15 protein-coding genes and 2 pseudogenes are annotated in these 18,568 nt (G+C 68.9%); 6 read left to right on the forward strand and 11 right to left on the reverse strand.

What is annotated here, in order from left to right; translation table 11 throughout:
- Window positions 1–31: 31 nt before the first annotated feature.
- Window positions 32–403, reverse strand: a complete 372-nt coding sequence (locus ACZ7DY_RS35175; RefSeq protein WP_471142953.1) for a VOC family protein — start codon at window positions 401–403, stop codon at window positions 32–34.
- A gap of 133 nt (window positions 404–536) precedes the next feature.
- Here ACZ7DY_RS35175 and ACZ7DY_RS35180 point away from each other — a divergent pair, with 133 nt between their 5' ends.
- From ACZ7DY_RS35180 to ACZ7DY_RS35190, 3 genes are all read left to right on the forward strand, one after another.
- Entirely contained in the window at window positions 537–1,019 is a 483-nt protein-coding gene (locus ACZ7DY_RS35180) for a cupin domain-containing protein (RefSeq protein WP_471142956.1), read from the forward strand.
- Window positions 1,020–1,640: 621 nt separating this feature from the next.
- On the forward strand, window positions 1,641–1,829 hold the full coding sequence (locus ACZ7DY_RS35185) for a hypothetical protein (RefSeq protein ID WP_471142958.1): 189 nt from the start codon (window positions 1,641–1,643) through the stop codon (window positions 1,827–1,829).
- A gap of 202 nt (window positions 1,830–2,031) precedes the next feature.
- Window positions 2,032–2,532 (forward strand): peptidylprolyl isomerase, encoded by a 501-nt coding sequence (locus tag ACZ7DY_RS35190; protein ID WP_471142960.1) that lies wholly within the window; start codon window positions 2,032–2,034, stop codon window positions 2,530–2,532.
- Window positions 2,533–2,833: 301 nt separating this feature from the next.
- Here ACZ7DY_RS35190 and ACZ7DY_RS35195 read toward each other — a convergent pair whose 3' ends face one another.
- Window positions 2,834–4,033: an MFS transporter gene (locus tag ACZ7DY_RS35195; protein WP_471142961.1), complete on the reverse strand. Its 1,200-nt coding sequence runs from the start codon at window positions 4,031–4,033 to the stop codon at window positions 2,834–2,836.
- 100 nt (window positions 4,034–4,133) lie between these two features.
- Window positions 4,134–4,697, reverse strand: coding sequence for an SRPBCC family protein (locus ACZ7DY_RS35200; RefSeq protein ID WP_471142963.1), 564 nt, complete (start codon window positions 4,695–4,697; stop codon window positions 4,134–4,136).
- Between the two features lie 76 nt (window positions 4,698–4,773).
- Here ACZ7DY_RS35200 and ACZ7DY_RS35205 point away from each other — a divergent pair, with 76 nt between their 5' ends.
- Together ACZ7DY_RS35205 and ACZ7DY_RS35210 are read left to right on the forward strand one after the other, a co-directional pair.
- Window positions 4,774–6,687, forward strand: coding sequence for an SIR2 family protein (locus tag ACZ7DY_RS35205; RefSeq protein WP_471142965.1), 1,914 nt, complete (start codon window positions 4,774–4,776; stop codon window positions 6,685–6,687).
- A 102-nt stretch (window positions 6,688–6,789) separates the two neighbouring features.
- Entirely contained in the window at window positions 6,790–7,092 is a 303-nt protein-coding gene (locus tag ACZ7DY_RS35210) for a hypothetical protein (protein ID WP_471142968.1), read from the forward strand.
- 4 nt (window positions 7,093–7,096) lie between these two features.
- Here ACZ7DY_RS35210 and ACZ7DY_RS35215 read toward each other — a convergent pair whose 3' ends face one another.
- The 7 genes and pseudogenes from ACZ7DY_RS35215 to ACZ7DY_RS35245 all read right to left on the reverse strand — a co-directional run bounded on the left by ACZ7DY_RS35215 (window position 7,097) and on the right by ACZ7DY_RS35245 (window position 16,971).
- Window positions 7,097–9,751 (reverse strand): NACHT domain-containing protein, encoded by a 2,655-nt coding sequence (locus tag ACZ7DY_RS35215; protein ID WP_471142971.1) that lies wholly within the window; start codon window positions 9,749–9,751, stop codon window positions 7,097–7,099.
- Window positions 9,752–9,781: 30 nt separating this feature from the next.
- Window positions 9,782–11,023, reverse strand: a complete 1,242-nt coding sequence (locus ACZ7DY_RS35220) for an FG-GAP repeat domain-containing protein (RefSeq protein WP_471142973.1) — start codon at window positions 11,021–11,023, stop codon at window positions 9,782–9,784.
- A 33-nt stretch (window positions 11,024–11,056) separates the two neighbouring features.
- On the reverse strand, window positions 11,057–11,998 hold the full coding sequence (gene iolE, locus ACZ7DY_RS35225; RefSeq protein ID WP_471142976.1) for a myo-inosose-2 dehydratase: 942 nt from the start codon (window positions 11,996–11,998) through the stop codon (window positions 11,057–11,059).
- Window positions 11,999–12,047: 49 nt separating this feature from the next.
- The gene (locus tag ACZ7DY_RS35230) at window positions 12,048–13,805 is read right to left on the reverse strand and encodes a pyranose oxidase (protein ID WP_471142977.1); all 1,758 of its coding nucleotides are present in this window, start codon (window positions 13,803–13,805) and stop codon (window positions 12,048–12,050) included.
- 841 nt (window positions 13,806–14,646) lie between these two features.
- Window positions 14,647–15,504 (reverse strand): IS5 family transposase, encoded by an 858-nt coding sequence (locus ACZ7DY_RS35235; RefSeq protein WP_471142979.1) that lies wholly within the window; start codon window positions 15,502–15,504, stop codon window positions 14,647–14,649.
- Between the two features lie 46 nt (window positions 15,505–15,550).
- Complete coding sequence (locus ACZ7DY_RS35240) at window positions 15,551–15,973, reverse strand: RacP protein (protein ID WP_471142981.1); 423 nt, start codon at window positions 15,971–15,973, stop codon at window positions 15,551–15,553.
- Between the two features lie 3 nt (window positions 15,974–15,976).
- Window positions 15,977–16,971: pseudogene (locus ACZ7DY_RS35245) on the reverse strand (DUF6192 family protein).
- A 414-nt stretch (window positions 16,972–17,385) separates the two neighbouring features.
- Here ACZ7DY_RS35245 and ACZ7DY_RS35250 point away from each other — a divergent pair.
- On the forward strand, window positions 17,386–18,255 hold the full coding sequence (locus tag ACZ7DY_RS35250) for an IS5 family transposase (protein ID WP_471142983.1): 870 nt from the start codon (window positions 17,386–17,388) through the stop codon (window positions 18,253–18,255).
- Between the two features lie 42 nt (window positions 18,256–18,297).
- Here the strand turns inward: ACZ7DY_RS35250 and ACZ7DY_RS35255 are convergent.
- Window positions 18,298–18,568, reverse strand: a pseudogene (locus ACZ7DY_RS35255) (hypothetical protein); the annotation flags it as partial.

An 18,568-nucleotide genomic window follows, 5' to 3' on the forward strand; every position in this document is an offset into this window, starting at 1 on the left:
CGGCAGCCTCCCTCCAGCGAACGCCACGTGATCAGGCGGGGGGGGGGGGGGCGGTTGCGCGGTCGGATTCGCTGCGCAGCACACAGGAGTCATTGCCTTCGGGGACCGCGAGGATTACCCATCCCGAGCCATCGGTTTGCCGGCGGTCGATGACCATGGTCGCGCCCAGAGCCAGCAGTCGTTCGACCTCGGCCTCACGTGTGGTCTGCGGACTTAGACACAGATGAACTCTGTTCTTCGTCGCCTTTGGCTCGAGAGCCTGATTGAAGTGGAGGAGAGGCCCCGTGGGCAGCATGACCTGCGTCTCGTGGTCGCCTTTTCGATCCTCCGGATGCAAGGGGTGTCCTGTCACCTCGCTCCAGAAGAGGGCTAGTTGATAGGCGTTCGTGGCATCGATCGGCAACGCCTTGGATCAACAGGCATTGCCGCTTCAGCAAGTTTGTTTGCCGTAGTGGAGGTGCTCGTTGCACGCTGGGACTCAGTTGACGCAGACCTGAGGCAACGTCAAGGGACGTGACCGGGGGAGGAGTTACGCGATGAGCAGCGAGGCAAACGGCAGGGCAGCGTCGGGCACGGGCGGCAAGGAATCGCTGGGCAATCGTGTCCACCATGTTCGTGCCGGGGAGCTGGATGGCTACGCCGCCATCAGCGGAGGCACGGTCGGTTCGAAGAAGCTCTGGATGGGCCTGGTGGAGAACCCGCCGTTGAGCGCTACGGACAACCACCATCACGGTGAGTCGGAAGCGGGGATCTACGTGGTCAGCGGACACCCGGTGTTCGTCTACCACGACGGCACTCAGGAGGTACGGGTCGCCGCGGGCCCCGGCGACTTCTTCCTGGTGCCGCCGTTCGTGCCACACCGGGAGGAGAACCCCGACCCAGAGGAGCCGGCGGTGGTCGTCATCGCACGGACCACGCAGGAGCCGATCAAGGTGTCGGTGCCTGAGTTGTACCAATTGAAGGAGCCGGAAGGGGCGGAGGCGCCGGGGTCCAGTAGTAGGGGGGTAGCAGGGGAGTGAGGTGAGATGTCTGAGCGGGCAGCAGAGTGCTGCCCGCTCAGCCTGACCGATGAGGGGGGCAGGGACCGCAACCGCGAGCGCAGCGAGCTGGGCCGGGGCGGGTACTGGTCGTGAGGCTGCAAGGATGCGGTCAAGGAGTAGGTATTGAGTCGGCTGGAAGCTTCGGAGGCGGTCCAGGAATACGGGGGGCGCTATTTGCTGGGCTCGTTGCAAACATCGGTTCCCGTCGAGACGGCGGCTCAAGCGGTCAGCTTGGCGGCGGAGGCTGTCGCGGTATGTGGTGATGATGCGGATCGCCATCTCCGGATTGATGTCCGTCCGATCGTGCTGTCTATATTTTGCAGTCGTTGGACCGGGCGGCGGTCACCAGCCGGGATGTCGAGCTCGCGTATCGGATCTCTGTCGAAGGTCGTTAGTGGATCGGGGATGCCACGGTCCGTCCAGGCGTCCCGGACAGCGCGACCGTCGTACTACTTCCACGAGCTCCTCGGGTCCGTGCCATCGCCGAGCGAGCCGAAGTGTCCGCCACCTTCTGCTACGAAAACGCGGACGAGCGAACCCTGGTCCAAGCAGCCGTTGCCGACGCCCGGAAACGTCGTGATCAAGGGGCCCAGCAAGAGCGTGACCGCAACGAAGCCTCCTGACGCGAGCGCGCACTCAACGCCGAGGAGGGAGGCCCTCGCCCGCACCCAGGAAACCGTCTTCACCCAGCGCAAGTGGATCGGCGAACTGATGGACCAGCTGCGCGACGTCCAGCAGACAGCTCCCGCGGACTCCGTCCCGGCCCTTCGCACCGAGGACACACCCTGAACACCTCCCTCAAGCGCCGACTGGTCCAGATCACGCACGAGCATCGCTCACTTCAGGAACGACTCGAAGGCGCGCGCTCCAACCTGCGCTTCGCCGAGAAACGCATCGCCGCCCTCGAAGCCGATCTCCTCAACGCGACGACCGCGTCCCCCAGAGCTCCTTACGATGATCGAACTGATCGTCACACCTGAGCGGAGACACTATGAGCGACCAGACGCCGCATGTCCTGCTGGACACCAGCTTCGGGCAGATCGAGATCGAGCTGAACGCCGAGAAGGCCCCGATCTCGGTGAAGAACTTCCTCGGCTACGTCGACTCAGGGTTCTACAACAACACCATCTTCCACCGCGTGATCCCGGGCTTCATGGTCCAGGGCGGCGGCCTCACCGACCAATTGGTCCAGAAGACCACCCGCGACCCGATCCGCAACGAGGCCGACAATGGACTGCTGAACACCCGCGGCACCCTGGCCATGGCCCGCACCTCCGACCCGGACTCGGCGACCTCCCAGTTCTTCATCAACATCGCCGACAACGACTTCCTCAACCCCGGTAGCGACCGCGGCTACGCCGTCTTCGGGAAGGTCACCAAGGGTATGGAGGTGGCTGACCAGATCGTCAACAGTCCCACCACCACCAAGAAGGGCATGCGGGACGTCCCTGCCCAGCCGGTCTACATCAAGTCCGCGAAGCGCATCGACTGACCGGACATATCACCAACCGCCCCCTGCCACCCTTGGACAGGGGGCGGCTTCGTCTTGGGAGGGACTGGTGAGGGCCTGCACAGTCGCGCCATCCAGACTTGGCCCGGCCTGCCCATCTGCCCCCATCGCCCCCGCGAAGATCCGTGAAAAGACCTCTCAACGGCTGGCATACGTACGGGCGTTGGCGCTCCGATGAAAACAAGCTGTTCATCGTCGGGAGCGGGCTCGAAGGCGGCGATTTCGGCTTCGCCCCCTGGGCTCTGCATGATGACCCCCTGACCCCTGACCGGCTGTAACGCGGTCACGGGGTGCTTTCCTTCATACGTACCGGGCGTCGCAGAAGATAGACCCCCGCAGCCGCCACCAGCACAGTCATGCAGGCGATGAACACCAGTCCTGCGCCCTCCAGGCCGATGGGGCCTGCCAGTAGTCCTACGCCGATGACCGGTACCGAGATGCCCGTGTAGGCCACTACGAACAAGGCCGAGATCACCGCTGCCCGCTGGTTCGCGTCGGAGGCCTCGGCCACCGCGGTCAGTGAACCGCGGAACGCCAGGCCGTGGCCGATTCCGCCGACGATCGCGCTCAGCACTACCAATGGCAGCAGTTCCCACCACAACGCGCCCGCCAGCAGTGCGAGGCCGGCGAGGAGTGCGGCGCAGCCCAGCGGGAGTGATCGGCGCAGGCCGATTCGGCCGACAGCCAGTTGGCCCGCGGTCGAGGCGAAGAAGGCCAGTGCGACGACCGACCCGCTCACGGCATGGTTGTGCACGTTCAGGGACTGAGCGAGGAAGGACGGGCTGACCGATGTGAAGACACCGAACAGGGCGAACCCCACGAAGGTGGCGGTCGCCGCGGGACCGAAGACTGCTCGCACCCGTGGGGGGAGACCGGGCCGCTGCGGCCGGACGGTTCTCAGCGGGCGCCGCTCCCGTACGGTCTCCGGAAGCCGCAGCAGGATGACGGCCGAGCAGGCCACCAGGGCGAGGTGGACGGCGAACGGCAGGTACAGCGGCTTGTCGGCGTACTGCGACAGCACCCCGGCGAGCAGTGGGCCACAGCCGAGGCCACCCATGTTGGCGGCGGTCGCGAGGAACGTGGCCCGCGAGGTGCGACCGTGCGGTGCCAGCTCCAGCACGTACGCCGTGGCGGCTCCGGTGAACAGGCCGGCGGACAACCCGGACAGCAGTCGCCCCGCGTACAGCCAGCCGAGCGTGGTCGCGCACAGGAAGCAGACGGCACTCGCCGTCGCGGCCCCCAGGCCCCACAGCAGCACCGGCCGTCTGCCCACGGCGTCCGAGGCATTGCCCGCGAACAGCAGTACTCCGATGACACCGACCGCGTAGACGGCGTACACGACGGTGACCGTGAGTTCGGAGAAGTCGAACTTCTGCTGGTAGAGGCCGTAGAGGGGGGTCGGGAGGGTCGTGCCGGCCATGCATACGGCGAAGACCGCCCCGCTGAGCAGGCACCGGCGCCAGCTGCGAAGATCACCGTCCATACCGTCGACGGTAGCCCCGTCCTCCGCCGCTCGCGGCCTGGCGCCGCCGTCCGTGGGCAGCGCGGTGGAGCGCGCGGGCCGGGGGGACCACGGCCGCCCGTCAGGCGTCCGGTCTGCCGGAAGCCGCCTTGATCAGGCCGGTCAGCCAGGCCTGGTGGCCGTTGAGCATCGGGTTGGGGAGCTGCCGGGCGAGTTCGGCGGCGGGCCGGCCGATCTGTGTCTCCTGGGTGAGGATCCGTACCCGGCCGCCGGGCAGGTCCTCGACCAGCCAGGCGTGCAGTACGTCGAGCCGTTCCTCGGGCGTGCCGTCCTGGTCGGCGGTCCAGGACAGCCGGCCGGGGACGCCTTCCGCCGGGGCCTGGTACTCGACGACGCGGGCGTTCTGGGTGCGCACGGTCTCGAAGCCGACGGGGTCGAAGGTGAACGTGACGTCGTCCTTCAGCGCGGGGCCGCCGCCCGCCGGAAAGGTAATGGCGGTGATGTTGTCGTAGTACGACTCCCACGTGGAGGTGTCTGTCAGATACCGCCAGATCTGGGCGGCGGTGAGGCCTTGGACGATCACCTCGTTGGAGACGAAGTTGTCGCCGGTGCCGGGCAGATATCTCTCGGGCCAGTTGATGGCGTTTTGTGTTGCTTCCGCTGTTTGAGTTTTTTGTGTGGTCATGGGGTCACCCATACCCGCGCCCGCGAGCGCCGTATCCAAGAGGCGTTCCGGTGGCCCGCGGCGCACAGTGGAGGGCATGCAGGACGACGGCAGGCCAACGGTGGCAGCGGCGGTGCGTGGTCTCGATCCGATGGTCTCGCTCGCCATGTGCGTGCACGCCGGGCCCGGTGTGTACGCGCTGTTGCTGGGTGCGGGCATGTCGCGGGCCGCCGGTGTGCCCACGGGGTGGGAGATCGTCACGGACCTGGTGCACCGGACCGCCGTCGCGCGGGGCGCTGACGAGGAGCTCGCCGTCGCCGATCCGGAGGCCTGGTGGACCCGCCATGGGGACGGGGGACCACTCGGCTATTCCGCGCTGCTGGAGGCGCTGGGCGACACCCCCGCCGCCCGGCACAAATTGCTGCGCGGCTACTTCGAGCCGGGTGCCGATGGGCGAGAGAACGAAGGGCGGGAGAACGAGGAGCCGGCGGACGGGCGCAAGCGGCCCGGGGCGGCTCATCACGCGGCGGCCCGGCTGGTGGCGCGCGGCTCGGTGCGTGTGGTCCTGACCACCAACTTCGACCGGCTCACCGAGCAGGCGCTGGCAGCCGTGGGCGTGCAGCCGCAGGTCATCCACAGTCCCGACAGCCTGCGCGGGATGACGCCGCTGGCGCACGCCCGGGCCACGGTGGTCAAACTGCACGGCGACGTGACCGACCTGGAGGCCCGCAACACCGAGCGGGAACTGGGCGAGTACCCGGCGGCCTGGGCCGGTCTCGTGGATCAGGTGCTCGACGAGTACGGACTGATCGTCTGCGGGTGGTCCGCCCAGTGGGACCACGCGCTGGCCGCCTGCTTCGACCGCCGCGCCACCCGCCGGTACCCCGTGTTCTGGGCCGCACCGCACAGCCCGCAGGGCAAGGCCGCCGAACTCGTCGCCCGGCATGGGGCCGTGGTGGTCCAGGGCGTCACCGCGGAGGTGCTCTTCCCCGGTCTGCTGGCCCGGGTCGAGGCCCTGGACCACCTGACAGAACCCGCGCCGACCCGCGAGCTGTCCGTGGCCCGCCTCAAGCGCGCGCTGCCCGACCCCGTACGCCGTATCGATCTCCACGAGCTGGTGGACGCCGAGGTCACACGGGTGGTGGAACGCCTCTCTGACGGCGGCCGGTACCCGCCCGGCGAACGTGCCACGGACCCGGCCGCGTACCGGGAGCGGCTCGAGCGGTACCGGAACGACTGCGAGACGCTGCTGCACCTGCTGGCCGTGGGCGTGTTCCACGACGAGGGCGGGGCGCACGCACGGGTGTGGGTTCGTGTGCTGCAGCGGCTGCTGAACGTACCCGGGGAGGGCGGTGAGGAAGAGGGGGCGGGGTCCGGGCTGCATCTCTACCCGGCTCTGCTCGCCCTGTCCGCCGCCGGCAGCGCCGCCGTACTGGCCGACCGCGACGATCTGCTCGGGCGGCTGCTGCTCGAACCGGTCCTGGCGCACCCCGCCGGACCGCATCCCTCCGCGCCCCGCTCGGGGTCCGGGCGGGCCGTCACCGAGCCCGAGCCCGCCGTGCTCGCCCTGCGCACGGCGGACGTCCTCGGCGACGCCGGACTCCTCAACGCCCTGGTTGCCGTGCCGCATCCGCCGTCACTCGTCCAGGCGTCGCACAGCACGTGGCTGCGCGAACAGCTGCGGGACGTGCTCGCCGAACCCGGCGCCGACAGCGACCGTACGATCTCCGACGCCTTTGACCGCTACGAGTACCTCTCCGCGCTCCTTCAGGGCGACCTGTCGGGAATCCCCGCAACACTGGGGGATTTCACTCTTCCGGACCGCTGGGACGGCGAGGGACGGCTCCGGGTCGCGGCGCGGGTGCAGGCCCGCTTCTCCGACGCCTGGCCCATGCTCCGCAGCGGGGCGTTCGGCGGGGAGCTTCAGCGGGCGCACACGGCCGCGGCCGTCGTCGACGTCCTCTGCGCCGAGCGCTACATGGAGGCTGGGGGGCGTCAGCCGTTCCGGTGACCGCCTGTTCGCCTCTGGTGGCGGGGTGTTGAAGGCAGCCTTAGCGTTGGCCAAAGATCCGCCCGGAGGAAGCCGGAATGAAGCCGTGAGGAAGGCAGACGCATGACGGACGATGCCGCCGACAACCGTTTCACGATCAGCGTGTGCGACGTCCAGGTGGACCTGCCGCACAGGGACGACGGCGAATGGACCTTGCGGGACATACTCGCCTGGGCCCCTGAGCACTCCGCGTGGCACACGAGGAAGAAGTGCCTCAGAAGCTGTGGGGGCAGCTGTCTGATCGTGCCCGAGGGAACACTGGTCGAAGTTCCCAAAGGGGACGCCATGCAGGTCACGTTGGTCGCTCCGGCGGAGGTCGAACGGCGGATCGCCGAGGGCCGCATGTGGGCCGAGAGCGGGACGTGAGGGGTCATGCACGGGCGGCGTCCGCCCCGGCCGTATCTCCCGTCGCAGTGGCACCAGTGACGATGCGGTCCCTGAACTCCGCATGACAGAACTGGTACACGGGACCGACGCGTCTGAGGACGCTGAGCACCCGGGCGTCCTCCATGAAGGACAACAGGTGGCGCGGCAGCCGTCGGGCCGCCGCGAGGCGTAGGCCGGCCTCCCGGTAGGCGAAGTAGGCGGTGCTCGAAACGGCCACGAGTCCGGCGGCGAGCCCGAGCGCCAGATTCGCCTCCAGGGTCAGCAGCCACTCGCCGACGACCTCCACGCCGGGGATGTCACTGTTCTCCAGGTCCCACCAGACCGTGATGACCCACTTGACCAGCGGCGGCACCACCGCGAACACCATGAGTGCGACGGCCACTGTGCGGTCGCCGCGCACGGTGGACTGCGGGGTCTCCTGTTCGAGGTCGGCGGGGACCCGGGCCCAGCGCAGAATTCCCAGGCCCGCCCCGAAGAGGGCGCCGAAGAATACGCCGAGGACGCCTGTCGCGGTGCACCGCACCCACCAGGGCAGATCGGACGTCCACGGCGCCACAAAGGCGAGCGCGACCCCCAGGCTGATGCCCAGCAGCACCCCTTGGCCCAGACTTGCGGGGAGCATGGCCCACAACAGGCGCTTCGGGGCGCGGAAGTCGAGACGAGTGGGGCGGGACGAGCTGTCGGTCAGCTGGAGGCCGGCCATGATGACGACGATCAGCAGGAAGACGCAGGCACGGAAGGCCGCACGCTGACTGACGAAGGTCACCGCCTCGGACGGGTCGATGAACGAGAGGTCCGTGAGCGGCCGCCCGGTCACCTGACGCACCGACAGGTACGAAAGGAGACCGGCGAATTCGGCGCCCAGCCAGAAGAGCAGGACGAACCCCAGGATTCTGCGCACCCGTTCGGCGCGGTGTCCCGCGGCGCCCGGCCGCCACCTGACCCGTCGGCAGAGCAGTGAGAGACACAGCGCGCCGAGGGCCAGCAGCGCCATGAAGAAAATCCAGGCGACGCTCGCTCTGAGCCCCGTGTACGGCGCCACACCGACTTGGATGTCCGCGCCCATGCGGGCGACCGCGCTGGCCCAGTGCTCGATCACGGCTCCCACCCCTGCGGAGAGCGGAAGGACGACGGCACATCCGATGCCCAGGCGGCGCACGACCCCCGCGCCGGGCGCCCGGGTGAGCCGGATGACCACTGCCGCCGCGACGCCGGTGGTGAGCGTGATGGTCAGGAAGCAGACAAGGCGCGCCAACGGCGAGAGCGCCCAGTGGAAGTACTCGCCCGCCATGCATCCCGCCCCGAGGCCCAGGACCGCACCGGCCACCGGGCCGGACAGCGGACCCGCCGGGTCCGGTCTCAGCGTGCGGTGCAGTTCCCACCAGGCGATGTCGTCCGTGCCCTGCCGTTTGATGTGTGCGGCGAGGAAGGCGAGTGCCGTGCGGGCGTCGTCGGGCTGCCAGCGGGCGGCGGCGGTGCGGCGTACGTCGGGGACCGACGGGTCCGCGGCGGTCGGCTCCGCGGAGAAGACCGCGGGGACCAGCGCATCGAGCAGATGGTGCTGGAGGCTCTTGGCGTCGGTGCAGCGGGTCAGTTCGGCGGGGTCGCTGGCCGGTGAGGTGTAGACGGTGCGGGCGAGCCAGATGTTCAGCGGCACCGACAGTGCCTGGGCGACGGCGCCTTCGGGGTGGCGTGTGAGTTCGTCGATCAGCGGTTGCCACGCGGTGCTGCGCCGGGGCGGGACGGCGCAGCGCAGGTAGTCGGCCACGTCCCCCGCCTCCACCGGCTTCGCGATGACGACGGCGGCGGCGGTGATCACATCGCTCTCCGCAACCACCTGACGGTATTCGGCCTGGCGCGAGGTGAGGATCATCGGGCCGTGCACGGCGATGGCGTGGTTGAGGGCGGCCAGCGCCTGGGGGCGCGACTGGGCGGGCAGCTCGTCGAGGCCGTCCAGGACGGGCAGGACGCGTCGCTCGGCGACCAGTTTGCGCGCCGCGTCGCGACCATACGTCTCGTGGTTGCGCAGCGCCGGATAGTCCTCGTGGATGCGGCGCGCCATCCAGTCGAGGAGGGGCTCCTTGCGGGGGTTCCACGGGGCCAGGTCCAGCAGGACGGGGACGGGCTCGCCGGGTTCGGGGGCGCGCAGGAGTTCTCGTACAAGCAGGATCGCGAGGGCCGTCTTGCCGGTGCCAGGGTCTCCGAGGATGACGAGACGCCGGCGCGGCAGGGCACGGAAGGCCTCGGCGAAGGCGTGGATGTTGTCGCTGCGACCGGCGAGGGTGCGGCCGACCATCCGCGCGTGGTCGCCGGCTTCCGCCTGGCCGCTGTGCCAGCGCACGGCCAGCGGGTGGGGGTCCAGCAGGCCCTGGGCGGCGGCTTCCTCCGTCCACTGGCGGCGCACCATGGCGGCGAGCGCCTCAGCGGCCTGTTCCAGCTCCGCCTTGGTGGCGGGCGCGGCGGGGCGCGTCCGGTGCCATGACCAGCTGAGCAGGCCGGCGGTGGCCGAGATCAGGACGCTCAGCGAGGTCGCGGCCGCCTGCGCGCCCGAGCCGATCACGAGCCCGACCACGGTGGCGAGCGCCGCGAAGCCGACCGCTCCGATCAGCCAGGGCCACCACGACCGGTCATGTCTCATCACTTTCGGTCATTCCTCATGACGATGTACTCACGTGTCGTTGTGGAACAGGCAGAGTTTGGCGTCCTCGGCGAGGAAGTATTTGTCGACCTTGTAGGCGATGGTGGCGAAATCGAGCCGGCCGTCTCCGTTGAAATCGCCGATGGCGATCCGCGCGGCGCTGTCCGAGGACACCCGCCACTTGGTGAACACGCCGGCGGCGATGTCCAGCGCCTTGTAGTAGAAGACGCCCTGCCAGGGGTGCGGCCCGCGCAGGGCCACCAGGAACTCGTCGTCGCCGTCGTTGTCGAAGTCCGCGCAGATGATCTGGTGGCTCGGTCCCTCGCCGAGTTCGTTGGGGTCGCCGAAGACGTCGAGCACGATACGGCGCCAGCTCGCCTCGGCCACGGGGGTGCCCGGGCGTTCCTTGATGTACGCCGCCACGGTGTTGCCGTGGAAGGGCTCCGTGGCCACGACGTAGGCGTGCGGGTCGTCGCCGATCCGTCCGGCGCCCACGTCACCGCTGCCCTTGAACCCGGTCTGCTCGAACCGTTCCTGTTCGCCGGTGCCGATGCGCGTGGTGGTGAACCGGTGCTCTCGTACGTCGTAATGGAGCCAGGTCACGCCCTCCTCTGAGGCGAGCAGGATCGAGTCGAGGTGCTCGCTGCCGGGCAGCGGATTCCGCTGGATCTCCACTCCATGGATCATGCGGAAGTGGCTGTCGTCGATGACGCGCTTGTCCCAGGGCTGGCGTATGTCGTTGTTGGGGCTGAACAGCACGACAGGGACGAGGGCGTGGACATGCCGGCCCCCCACGGTCGGCAGGGCCATCAGCTCGAGCTTGCGGGTCTGGGTGAAATGGCCGAGGCGCAGCCGGTGCATGGCCGTCTCACGACCGATGTAATGCCGCTTCCAGCGTGTCTGGGAGTCGAACTTCCCGGTGTTCTCGATCCAGTCGATCTTCCCGCCGTCGGGGTCGGGGTCGTCGATCCGCCCACGCTCGCCGTACAGCTCGTAACAGACCACGAGATCCGGGTAGCCGTTTCCGGTGATGTCCCCGAAGTGGGCGCCGATCGGCATGTGGAAGCCGTCGGCCACCAGTTGCCGTTGCCAGCCGGGGTTTCGGTACCAGTAGATCTCGCCGAGGTAGAGGCCGTGGCCGACCAGGTCGGGGCGGGTGTCGCCGTCGATGTCGGGGGCCTCGAGCCAGTAGCCCTCGATGAGGTTGTCCTGGAGTACCTCCCGGGTGAACCGGGGGACGCGGATGTTCAGGGGAGAGCTTGCGACGCCCATGAGGGTGCCTTCCGAAAGAGGGTGGTCGGATCGTCAGCCCAGAGCCTCGGCCAGGTAGGCGCGGGCGGTCTGGGCGTAATGGAGCGGCGGATATCCCCCCTGCGGGTCCTGCTCGGCCTCCACCACCAGCCAGCCGCGGTAGGAGTCGCCCGGGCGCAGGGCCTTGAGGACGGCGTCGAAGTCGACGTCGCCATCGGTGTCACCGGGCACCGTGAAGATGCCCCCTTCCACGTACTCACGGAAACTGCCGTCGGCCAGGGTGCGGTCCGCGTGGACGGTGCCGCGGACGTTCTTCAGGTGGATGTGGGCGACGCGGTCGCGGTGCCGTTCGATGATCTCCGTCGGATCGGCCCCCGCCCAGGTGAGGTGGCCGGTGTCCAGGAGGAGGCCGACGTGGCGCGGGTCGGTGTGCCGCATGAGCCGGTCGAGGTCCTGCTCGGTCTGCACGCCGGTGCCCATGTGGGGGTGGTACGCCAGCGTGAAGCCCTGGCTCGCGGTGATCTCGCCGAGCTTGTTCAGTCCGTCGCACAGGTCGGCCCACTGCTCGTCGGTGAACTCCGGCTTGTTGCTGCGCAGGCTGAGCGCCTGCAGATGCACGGACCTGCCGAACTCGGCGACGCCGATGGTGCGGGTCCGCACCGGCGGGTCACCCGCGTTGAACGACTTGAGGAACTCCAGGACCTTCAGCAGTTCGCGGGCGCTGCGCTCAGCGCCGTCGGGCACGGTGAAGTACGTGCTCACCCACGGTTCGCTCACGCTCAGGCCGCGCAGGTGCATCGCGGCGGTCAGCGCGTGGACGTCGGTGGTGAAGGTGTGGCCGATGCTGCACCCCTCGAACCCGGCGAGCGCGATCTCGCTGAGGCACTGCTCCATCGGGATGTCGTTGCCGATGAGCGGGAAGTCGTCGTTGGTCCAGCAGGTGGGGGTGATGCCCAGGTGGATGCCGTCCGGGGGCGGGGGGAAGCGTGCCGGCATGGTGGGGTCCAGGGGTGGGTCGGGGATGGTCGGGGACCGGTGGCCGGGGTCAGTGCCCGGGGTGGCCCTTGACGATGGTGTCGGCCGCGTGCACGGCCGTGGCGACGCTGGTGAGCGTGGGGTTGGAGGCGTTGCCGAAGGGGTGCAGGCCGTTGCCGCCGAGGTAGAGGTTGTCGATGTTCCACACCTTGGAGAACTCGTCGACGACGCTGTTCAGCGGATTCGTTCCCATGCGGGTGGCGCCCGCGATGTGCAGCGGCAGGCCCGGGGTGAGGAAGACGGGCTCGGAGCCGGGCATGAAACCGCCCAGCGCGGAAGCGGTGCGCAGCATGTGCTCGTTCATCCGGTCCGTCTCCTTCCGTTCGGCTTCGTCGAGGCAGAAGTGGAAGGTGGGCTGCGGCATGTCGAAGGTGTCGCGCAGGGAGCGGGAGAAGGTGACCTTGTTCTCCGGCCGGGGCCTGGAGATGCCGAACCAGCGCAGGTCGACGATGAGTCGGGGGTCGACGTTGGGCGGTACGGCGCCGTAGGTGAAGGCGTCCCGGTGGATCTGGCAGTGCCAGGGGCGCTGTTCGGTCACCAGCAACGCCAGGTTCGGGTCGCGCTCGTCGGGTGGGAAGGGCACCGGGTCGGCGCATTTGTCGCCTGAGTGCAGGCGTTTCAACTGGGCGGCGCGGTAGCGGGCGACGCGGTCGGCGGCCGTCGAGGCCGGATCGTCGCCGCCGGTTGTGGTGCCGGGGGTGGTGTCGGGGGTGGTGTCGGTCGTGGCGCCGGATTCGGCTCGCAGGATCTCCTCGATGCGGTCCATGTGCTCCTGCTGCAGCACCACTTGGCAGAAGGACATGGGCTGTTCCGTCAGGTAGCGGCCGAGCGCGGGAAGTGTGACGCCGGAGTTGAACAGGAGCTGCGGCGTCGGGATGACGCCGCACGCCACCACGTACGTCTCGGCCCGCAACCGCACCTCTTCGCGTACGTCGCGCAGGTTGCGCACCACGGCGTGCCGGACCTTCTGGTGCTTGCCCGAACCGGAGATCTCAAGGCGTACGCACTGGTGCTCCGGCAGCAGTGTGAACGAGCCCTGCGGCGGCGTGTGGCCTGGGTCGGCCAGCTCACCGAGGACGGTGTCGGCGGCCGACCACGTCACCGCCGACGTGTACGCGGAATCGGCGCGGTCGCTGACCGCGAGCGGCAGTTCGGTCACGTCGTCGAGCCCTTCGCCTGCCCGCTGCAGCACGCGCTTGACCAGCAGGTGCCGGGCGGAGGAGGCGAAGACGGAGGTGTTCCTGGCCAGCAGGGACTCCGCTTCGGCGTAGAGCTTGTCCATCTCTTTCTCGTCGATGGGGTAGTCCTGGCCGGCGTACCGCCGTTCCACCTCGGGGTGGAAGCGGGGCACTGCGCAGGTCCAGTGGGTGGCCATGCCACCCACCGCGTACGTCGCCGCCGCCGCGGGCAGGTTCAGGTGCTTGCGCTGCTCGGGGTTCTGATTGCGCAGCGAGAAACCGGCGTACTTGTCCGGATCGTACGAGAACGCCGCGGGATCGAGCGTGAGCACCGGCTCCCTGTTGGTGGCGGTCGACAGGGGGAGCAGGTTGCCCTTGATGACGGAGACGAACAGGTCGATGTTCTTCTGGAACAGGTAGCTGTTCTTGAGGTGTTCGCCGTAGCGACGGGAGAGCTGGGCTCCGGCGTCGATCATCAGGACGCTCCGGCCGGCCTCCACCAGCTTCCGGGCGAAGGTGCACCCGACCGGCCCGCTGCCGATGATCAGTACGTCGGCCTCGTGGGCGATGGGCGCATCGGTCCCGTTCATGGACGTCCTTTCGACCTGGTGCCGACAGCGGCGCAGGTGATGTCCGTCGTACGGCTGAACCTCAGCGGACGCTTGACGAGGCCGGAAGCCGACCATGCTGGAACGGCACGGAAAGGGGTGGGGCGACTACCCGGAACAACCCGTCCGCTGGAGCCTCAATCAGCGTGGCACAGAGTGGGGGCAAGCGCGATTTGTCATATGTCTGCGGCATGAAAATTCCCGGCGGGGGCTGAGGAACTGTGAGGAAACTGTTGGGGGGCTGGGGGCTGGGGGCTGGGGGCTGGGGGCGGATGGGGGCGAGCCAGCCGTATCGGGCGGTGCGGGCGCCGGCTGGTGCCGTGCCGCGGTGGACTGGCTGGAGGGCGCGCTCGATCACGGCGTAGGCCGGGCGATCCCCCTGTACGAACAGACCCTGGCAGACTGCGAGCGAGTACTGAGCCCGAGCCATCCCTGGATCGCGCTGGTGCGGGCGAACTTGGAACGGGCGCGGTCCGCATAGCGGTTGTGGCGCCCTCCGTTGGCCGAGCCAGGATGTTGGCGTGGGTGGGCCGGGCGATGCAGCAACCGGAGGCAGGCGGCTGGCGGATCGAGTGCAGGGCGTTTCTATAGGTGGTCGGCCAGTCCGTCTTGGCTACGCCCGCGCCTCGGCCGCCCGGCAGTCCCTCGACGCACAGCTCGATTCGCTCGCCGAGGCCGGGGTGAAGCGCGTCTTCTCGGAAAAGATCTTCACCCGTGTCACCAGGCGCCTCCGTGAAGCTCGCCGGTGAGATTCGTTCGTCCAGCGTTGCGGGCCGAAGGGTGCGCGCATGAGGAGGGGCTCGACGGGTTCTGAAGTGCGTGTTCACGCTGCTTGCAACGCCGCCGCGGGACGTGGTGGTGCTGCGGTGGGGTGGCAGTCGGGCCGGGCGAGGCGGCGGGTCATGAGCGTGATGACCGCGAGATTCACCATCGCTTCAGCGTGGGCTGGTCTGCGTTCGTAGTCTCTGACCAGGCGTCTTGCGTGCTGCAACCACGCCAGACTCCGCTCCACGATCCAGCGGCGGGGCAACAGGACGAAGCCCTGCGAGCCCTTCGGACGGGAGACGGTCTTGGCCGTCAGGCTCAGCGTGGCGCTGGCCCAGCTGACGAGGGTTCCGGCGTAGGCGCGGTCGGCCCACACGATCGTGATCTCCGGGTACGCGCGGCGCAGCCGGGTCAGCATGGTGCGGGCGGCCTGGCTGTCGTGGCCGTCGGCCGGGGTAACGCCGACGAGGAGGGGAAGGCCGGTCAGGTCGACGACGACGTGCCTTTTCCGGCCCGTGATCCTTTTTCCGGGGTCATAGCCGGAGGTGTCGCGACCGACCGTCTCGGCGGCCTTGATGGACTGGCTGTCGATGACCGTGGCGACACCGTGCGGGGAGGTGCCCATGCGGCGCCGCACCTGGCGGTGCAACTGGTCACGGACCTGTTCGAGGACTCCGGCCCGGCTCCATCGCACGAAGAAGCCATACACAGTCGGGTAAGGCGGAAAGTCCGCGGGCAGGGCCCTCCAACGGACGCCCTCGGAGACCACGTAGCGGATGGCGTCGAAGACGTCCCGGCGCGAGTGGGCCTCGGGCCGTCCCCCGGCCCGGGTCTGGGCCGCGGGTGGCGGCAGCAGGCCCTCGACCAGGGCCCATTCGGCGTCCGTGGTGTCGGACGGGCAGCGGCGAGGGCGCATGACGCGTGCCTTTCTCCCGGCCCCGCCTGGGGGCCGGGCAAAGGAGTCAGGCGATCAGGTCAAGGGTGGCCTCGATCGAGGTGAGGTGGGTGACCAGGACGCGGACCCGCTTGTCGTCCGGGGCCAGCTGGGCGTTCGGGGCGAGGGTGGCGGTGATGAACCGGCGCACATCGGTGACCTTCACCCGCAGCCACGCCACCTCGTAGCGCTCCAGCTCGTCGCCGTCGACGGTGAACTGGTAGCCGTCGACCGGGGTCCAGATCAGGGGCGGCCAGTTCATCTCGGTGATGATGTCGCGCAGCATCGCCAGCCCGTCCTGGGCCTGGCGCCGGGAGAGTTCGCAGGCGGCCAGCAGTTGCGGGGTGTGCAGCCCTGCGGGCCGGGCCTCCATCAGGATCCGGTAGATGCATTCGGCATGCCGGCGGGCGGCGTCTCCCTTACGCCGCCCGCCGCCGGGGCGCCGTGCCATGGCCTACTCCTCTTTGAGCAGGCGGGCCAGCTCGGCGTCCATGTCCACCTCGCCAGTATCGATGGCATGTTCGATCCAGTCGCAGGTGGCGCGCACCTTCGCTATCCGCTCATGGACCAGGTCACGCTCGTCCTCGCCGAGCTGGCGGTCGCGCAGACCGGGGACAGTGCGGCCGGCCTTGGCGACGAACGCGTGGCAGGCGGTGATCAGGTCCAGGAACTCGGCCGTGCGCTCGAAGTGCTTGACCACGGGCGCCAGTTCGTGAGTTCGCTCGAACTCCTCGTGGGCCTGGCGGCCCCGCTCGGCCTGAGCGTGATTGACCTGCTGCCGGGCGCGGTCATCGCTCATGGCCTTGAAGGCGATGTCGGGCCTGCGCAGCAGGTTCGTGGCCGCCTTGGTGGCGAGCCCCTCGTCACGGGTGAATTCCTCGACCACCCGGGCCTTCTCCTCCGCCGGGAATTTGGTCGCCACCTCCGGCCGCCGCAGCAGATCACCGGTCACCTGGGCCGCGACCTCGTCGTCCTGGGCGAGCGAGTGGATCGCGGTGACCTTCTCCTGCGGTGAGACCGGAGTCTCTACCTGGCGGCCCACCCGCCGACTGGCGTCATCCGGCGTCCACCGGCTCTTCCCTTTCGGCGGTGTCCTGATCGCGGCGAAGCGTTCCTCATCGCCCTCGATCCCGCCCAGGATGCGGTGCACCGTGAAGGAGTCCCCGGCTGCCGGTGCTCCTCCGGCCACCGCGACGCCGTCCAACGCGCGTTGCGCACCGTGCTGAACTTCAACCCGATGTCCTCGGCCAGCTCCGTCAGGGACCGCTGCACCGAGAACTGCGCATCGCCCACCGCGCCCCCGCGGGAACGCGCAGGCTCAACTTCCAGAGCGAGGTCACCGATCCGGAACTGCCCTTTGGACTGCTGCTCGACCACTTCCCGCAGCTCGGCCACGATCTCCTCGTAACGCTGCCGGGTCACACACCCGACCTTCTTCTCAGCAGGCACCGCGCCCACCCCCAGAAGACCAAGGTGCGGCGGAACCACTTCGCCAGCGACGAACCCCGGCCTCCTGCCCAGCAGCCTTCTCCCGCTGTCAGATCCACAGCAACCCAAGGCCAAAGCACCCCGCCACCACGGCCTCAACCAGCCCCAACAGCCCCGCGCGCAGGGTTCAGATACGGGTTCTCAGAGGTCGTTTTATTCAGCAGTGCAGTGGATTAGCCGTATTTATGACGTCGACAGGTCTGGAGCGGATGATGCCCTCGGGCTGATTGCGGTCTTTGGGGAAGATGGTGAGCCTCCTGGGACGGGGGTCGGCTTGCGCCTGTCTCATTCCAGGACGCCCGGGTTCGTCCCGTGCTTCGATGCGGCCGGACACGCGCCTGGGCGCACGCCCTTGGGCGGCGGTATGCCCAGGTCATGACGGAACGTCGTGCGTATCCGAGTGATCTGTCCGATGCCCGCTGGGAATTGATCGAACCGGTGCTGTCCGCGTGGCACTACGAGCGCCACGGCCGGGCCCTGGGGTTTGGTCGACCACCCGAACACGACCTGCGTGAGATCATGAACGCAATCCTGTACGCCGATCGCACCGGGGTGCGGTGGCGCTACCTGCCGCACGACTTCCCGCCCCACCAGACGGTCTACGGCTACTTCGCCAACTGGCAGAAGGACGGCATTTTCGCCCAGCTCAACGGCCTGTTGCGGGAGTTGGCGCGTCAGCAGGAGGGCCGGAACGCGAAGCCCTCGGCGTGCGTGATCGACGCGCAGAGCGTGAAGACCTCCACCAGTGTCCCTGCCGCGAGTCAGGGCACGGACAACGCCAAGAAGATCGTAGGCCTCAAGCGGAGCATCGTGACCGACACGCTCGGCCTCCTGCTCGCGGTGCTGGTCACCGCGGCCAGCGTCCAGGACTCCGTGGCCGGCACCCACCTACTCGGCCAGGTCACCTCCGACCCGCCCGGCCTGCGCAAGGTCTGGGTCGACGGCGGCTACCGCAAGCACTTCGTCGAGCACGCCGCCGCCCTCGGCATCGACATGGAAATCACCGCTCGCACCCCCGGGGCCAGGGGTTTCGTCCCGATCCCGAAGCGGTGGGCGGTTGAGCGGACTTACGGCTGGCTGATGCTGCACCGCCGCCTGGCCCGCGACTACGAGGCCCTGCCGGTTCGCTCCGAAGCCATGATTCACCTGGCCATGACCGACCTCATGGCCCGCCGGCTCACCGGTGAGAGCACCATCTCCTGGCGCGACCCGACACAACCGGATGAAAAACGCATCAAGGGATGAAACGCCGGGATGAAACGACCTCTCATAGCCAGACGATGATGACTAGGGCTTGTCCGGCGGAACAGAGCCCAGGGGGCGGAGATCCAAGCCCGCGACGGATGTCGAGGGCGGAGCGCCCTCGGTGAGTAGAAGCGTGGTGATGGCGTCGGCTGGGCCGGGCGTGAAGTGCACCTCCCCGCCAGGCAACGGCACCACGTTCCTCGCCTGGTCGACCGGGGTGCCGAGGAGCTCGCCCAACCACGTGGCGGATGCTGCCGGGTCGGGTGTTTCGATGACGAAGCCGGCCAGGTCGTGCGGCCCGCGCGCGACCCGC

Source organism: Streptomyces sp. NPDC037013 (assembly GCF_055607265.1).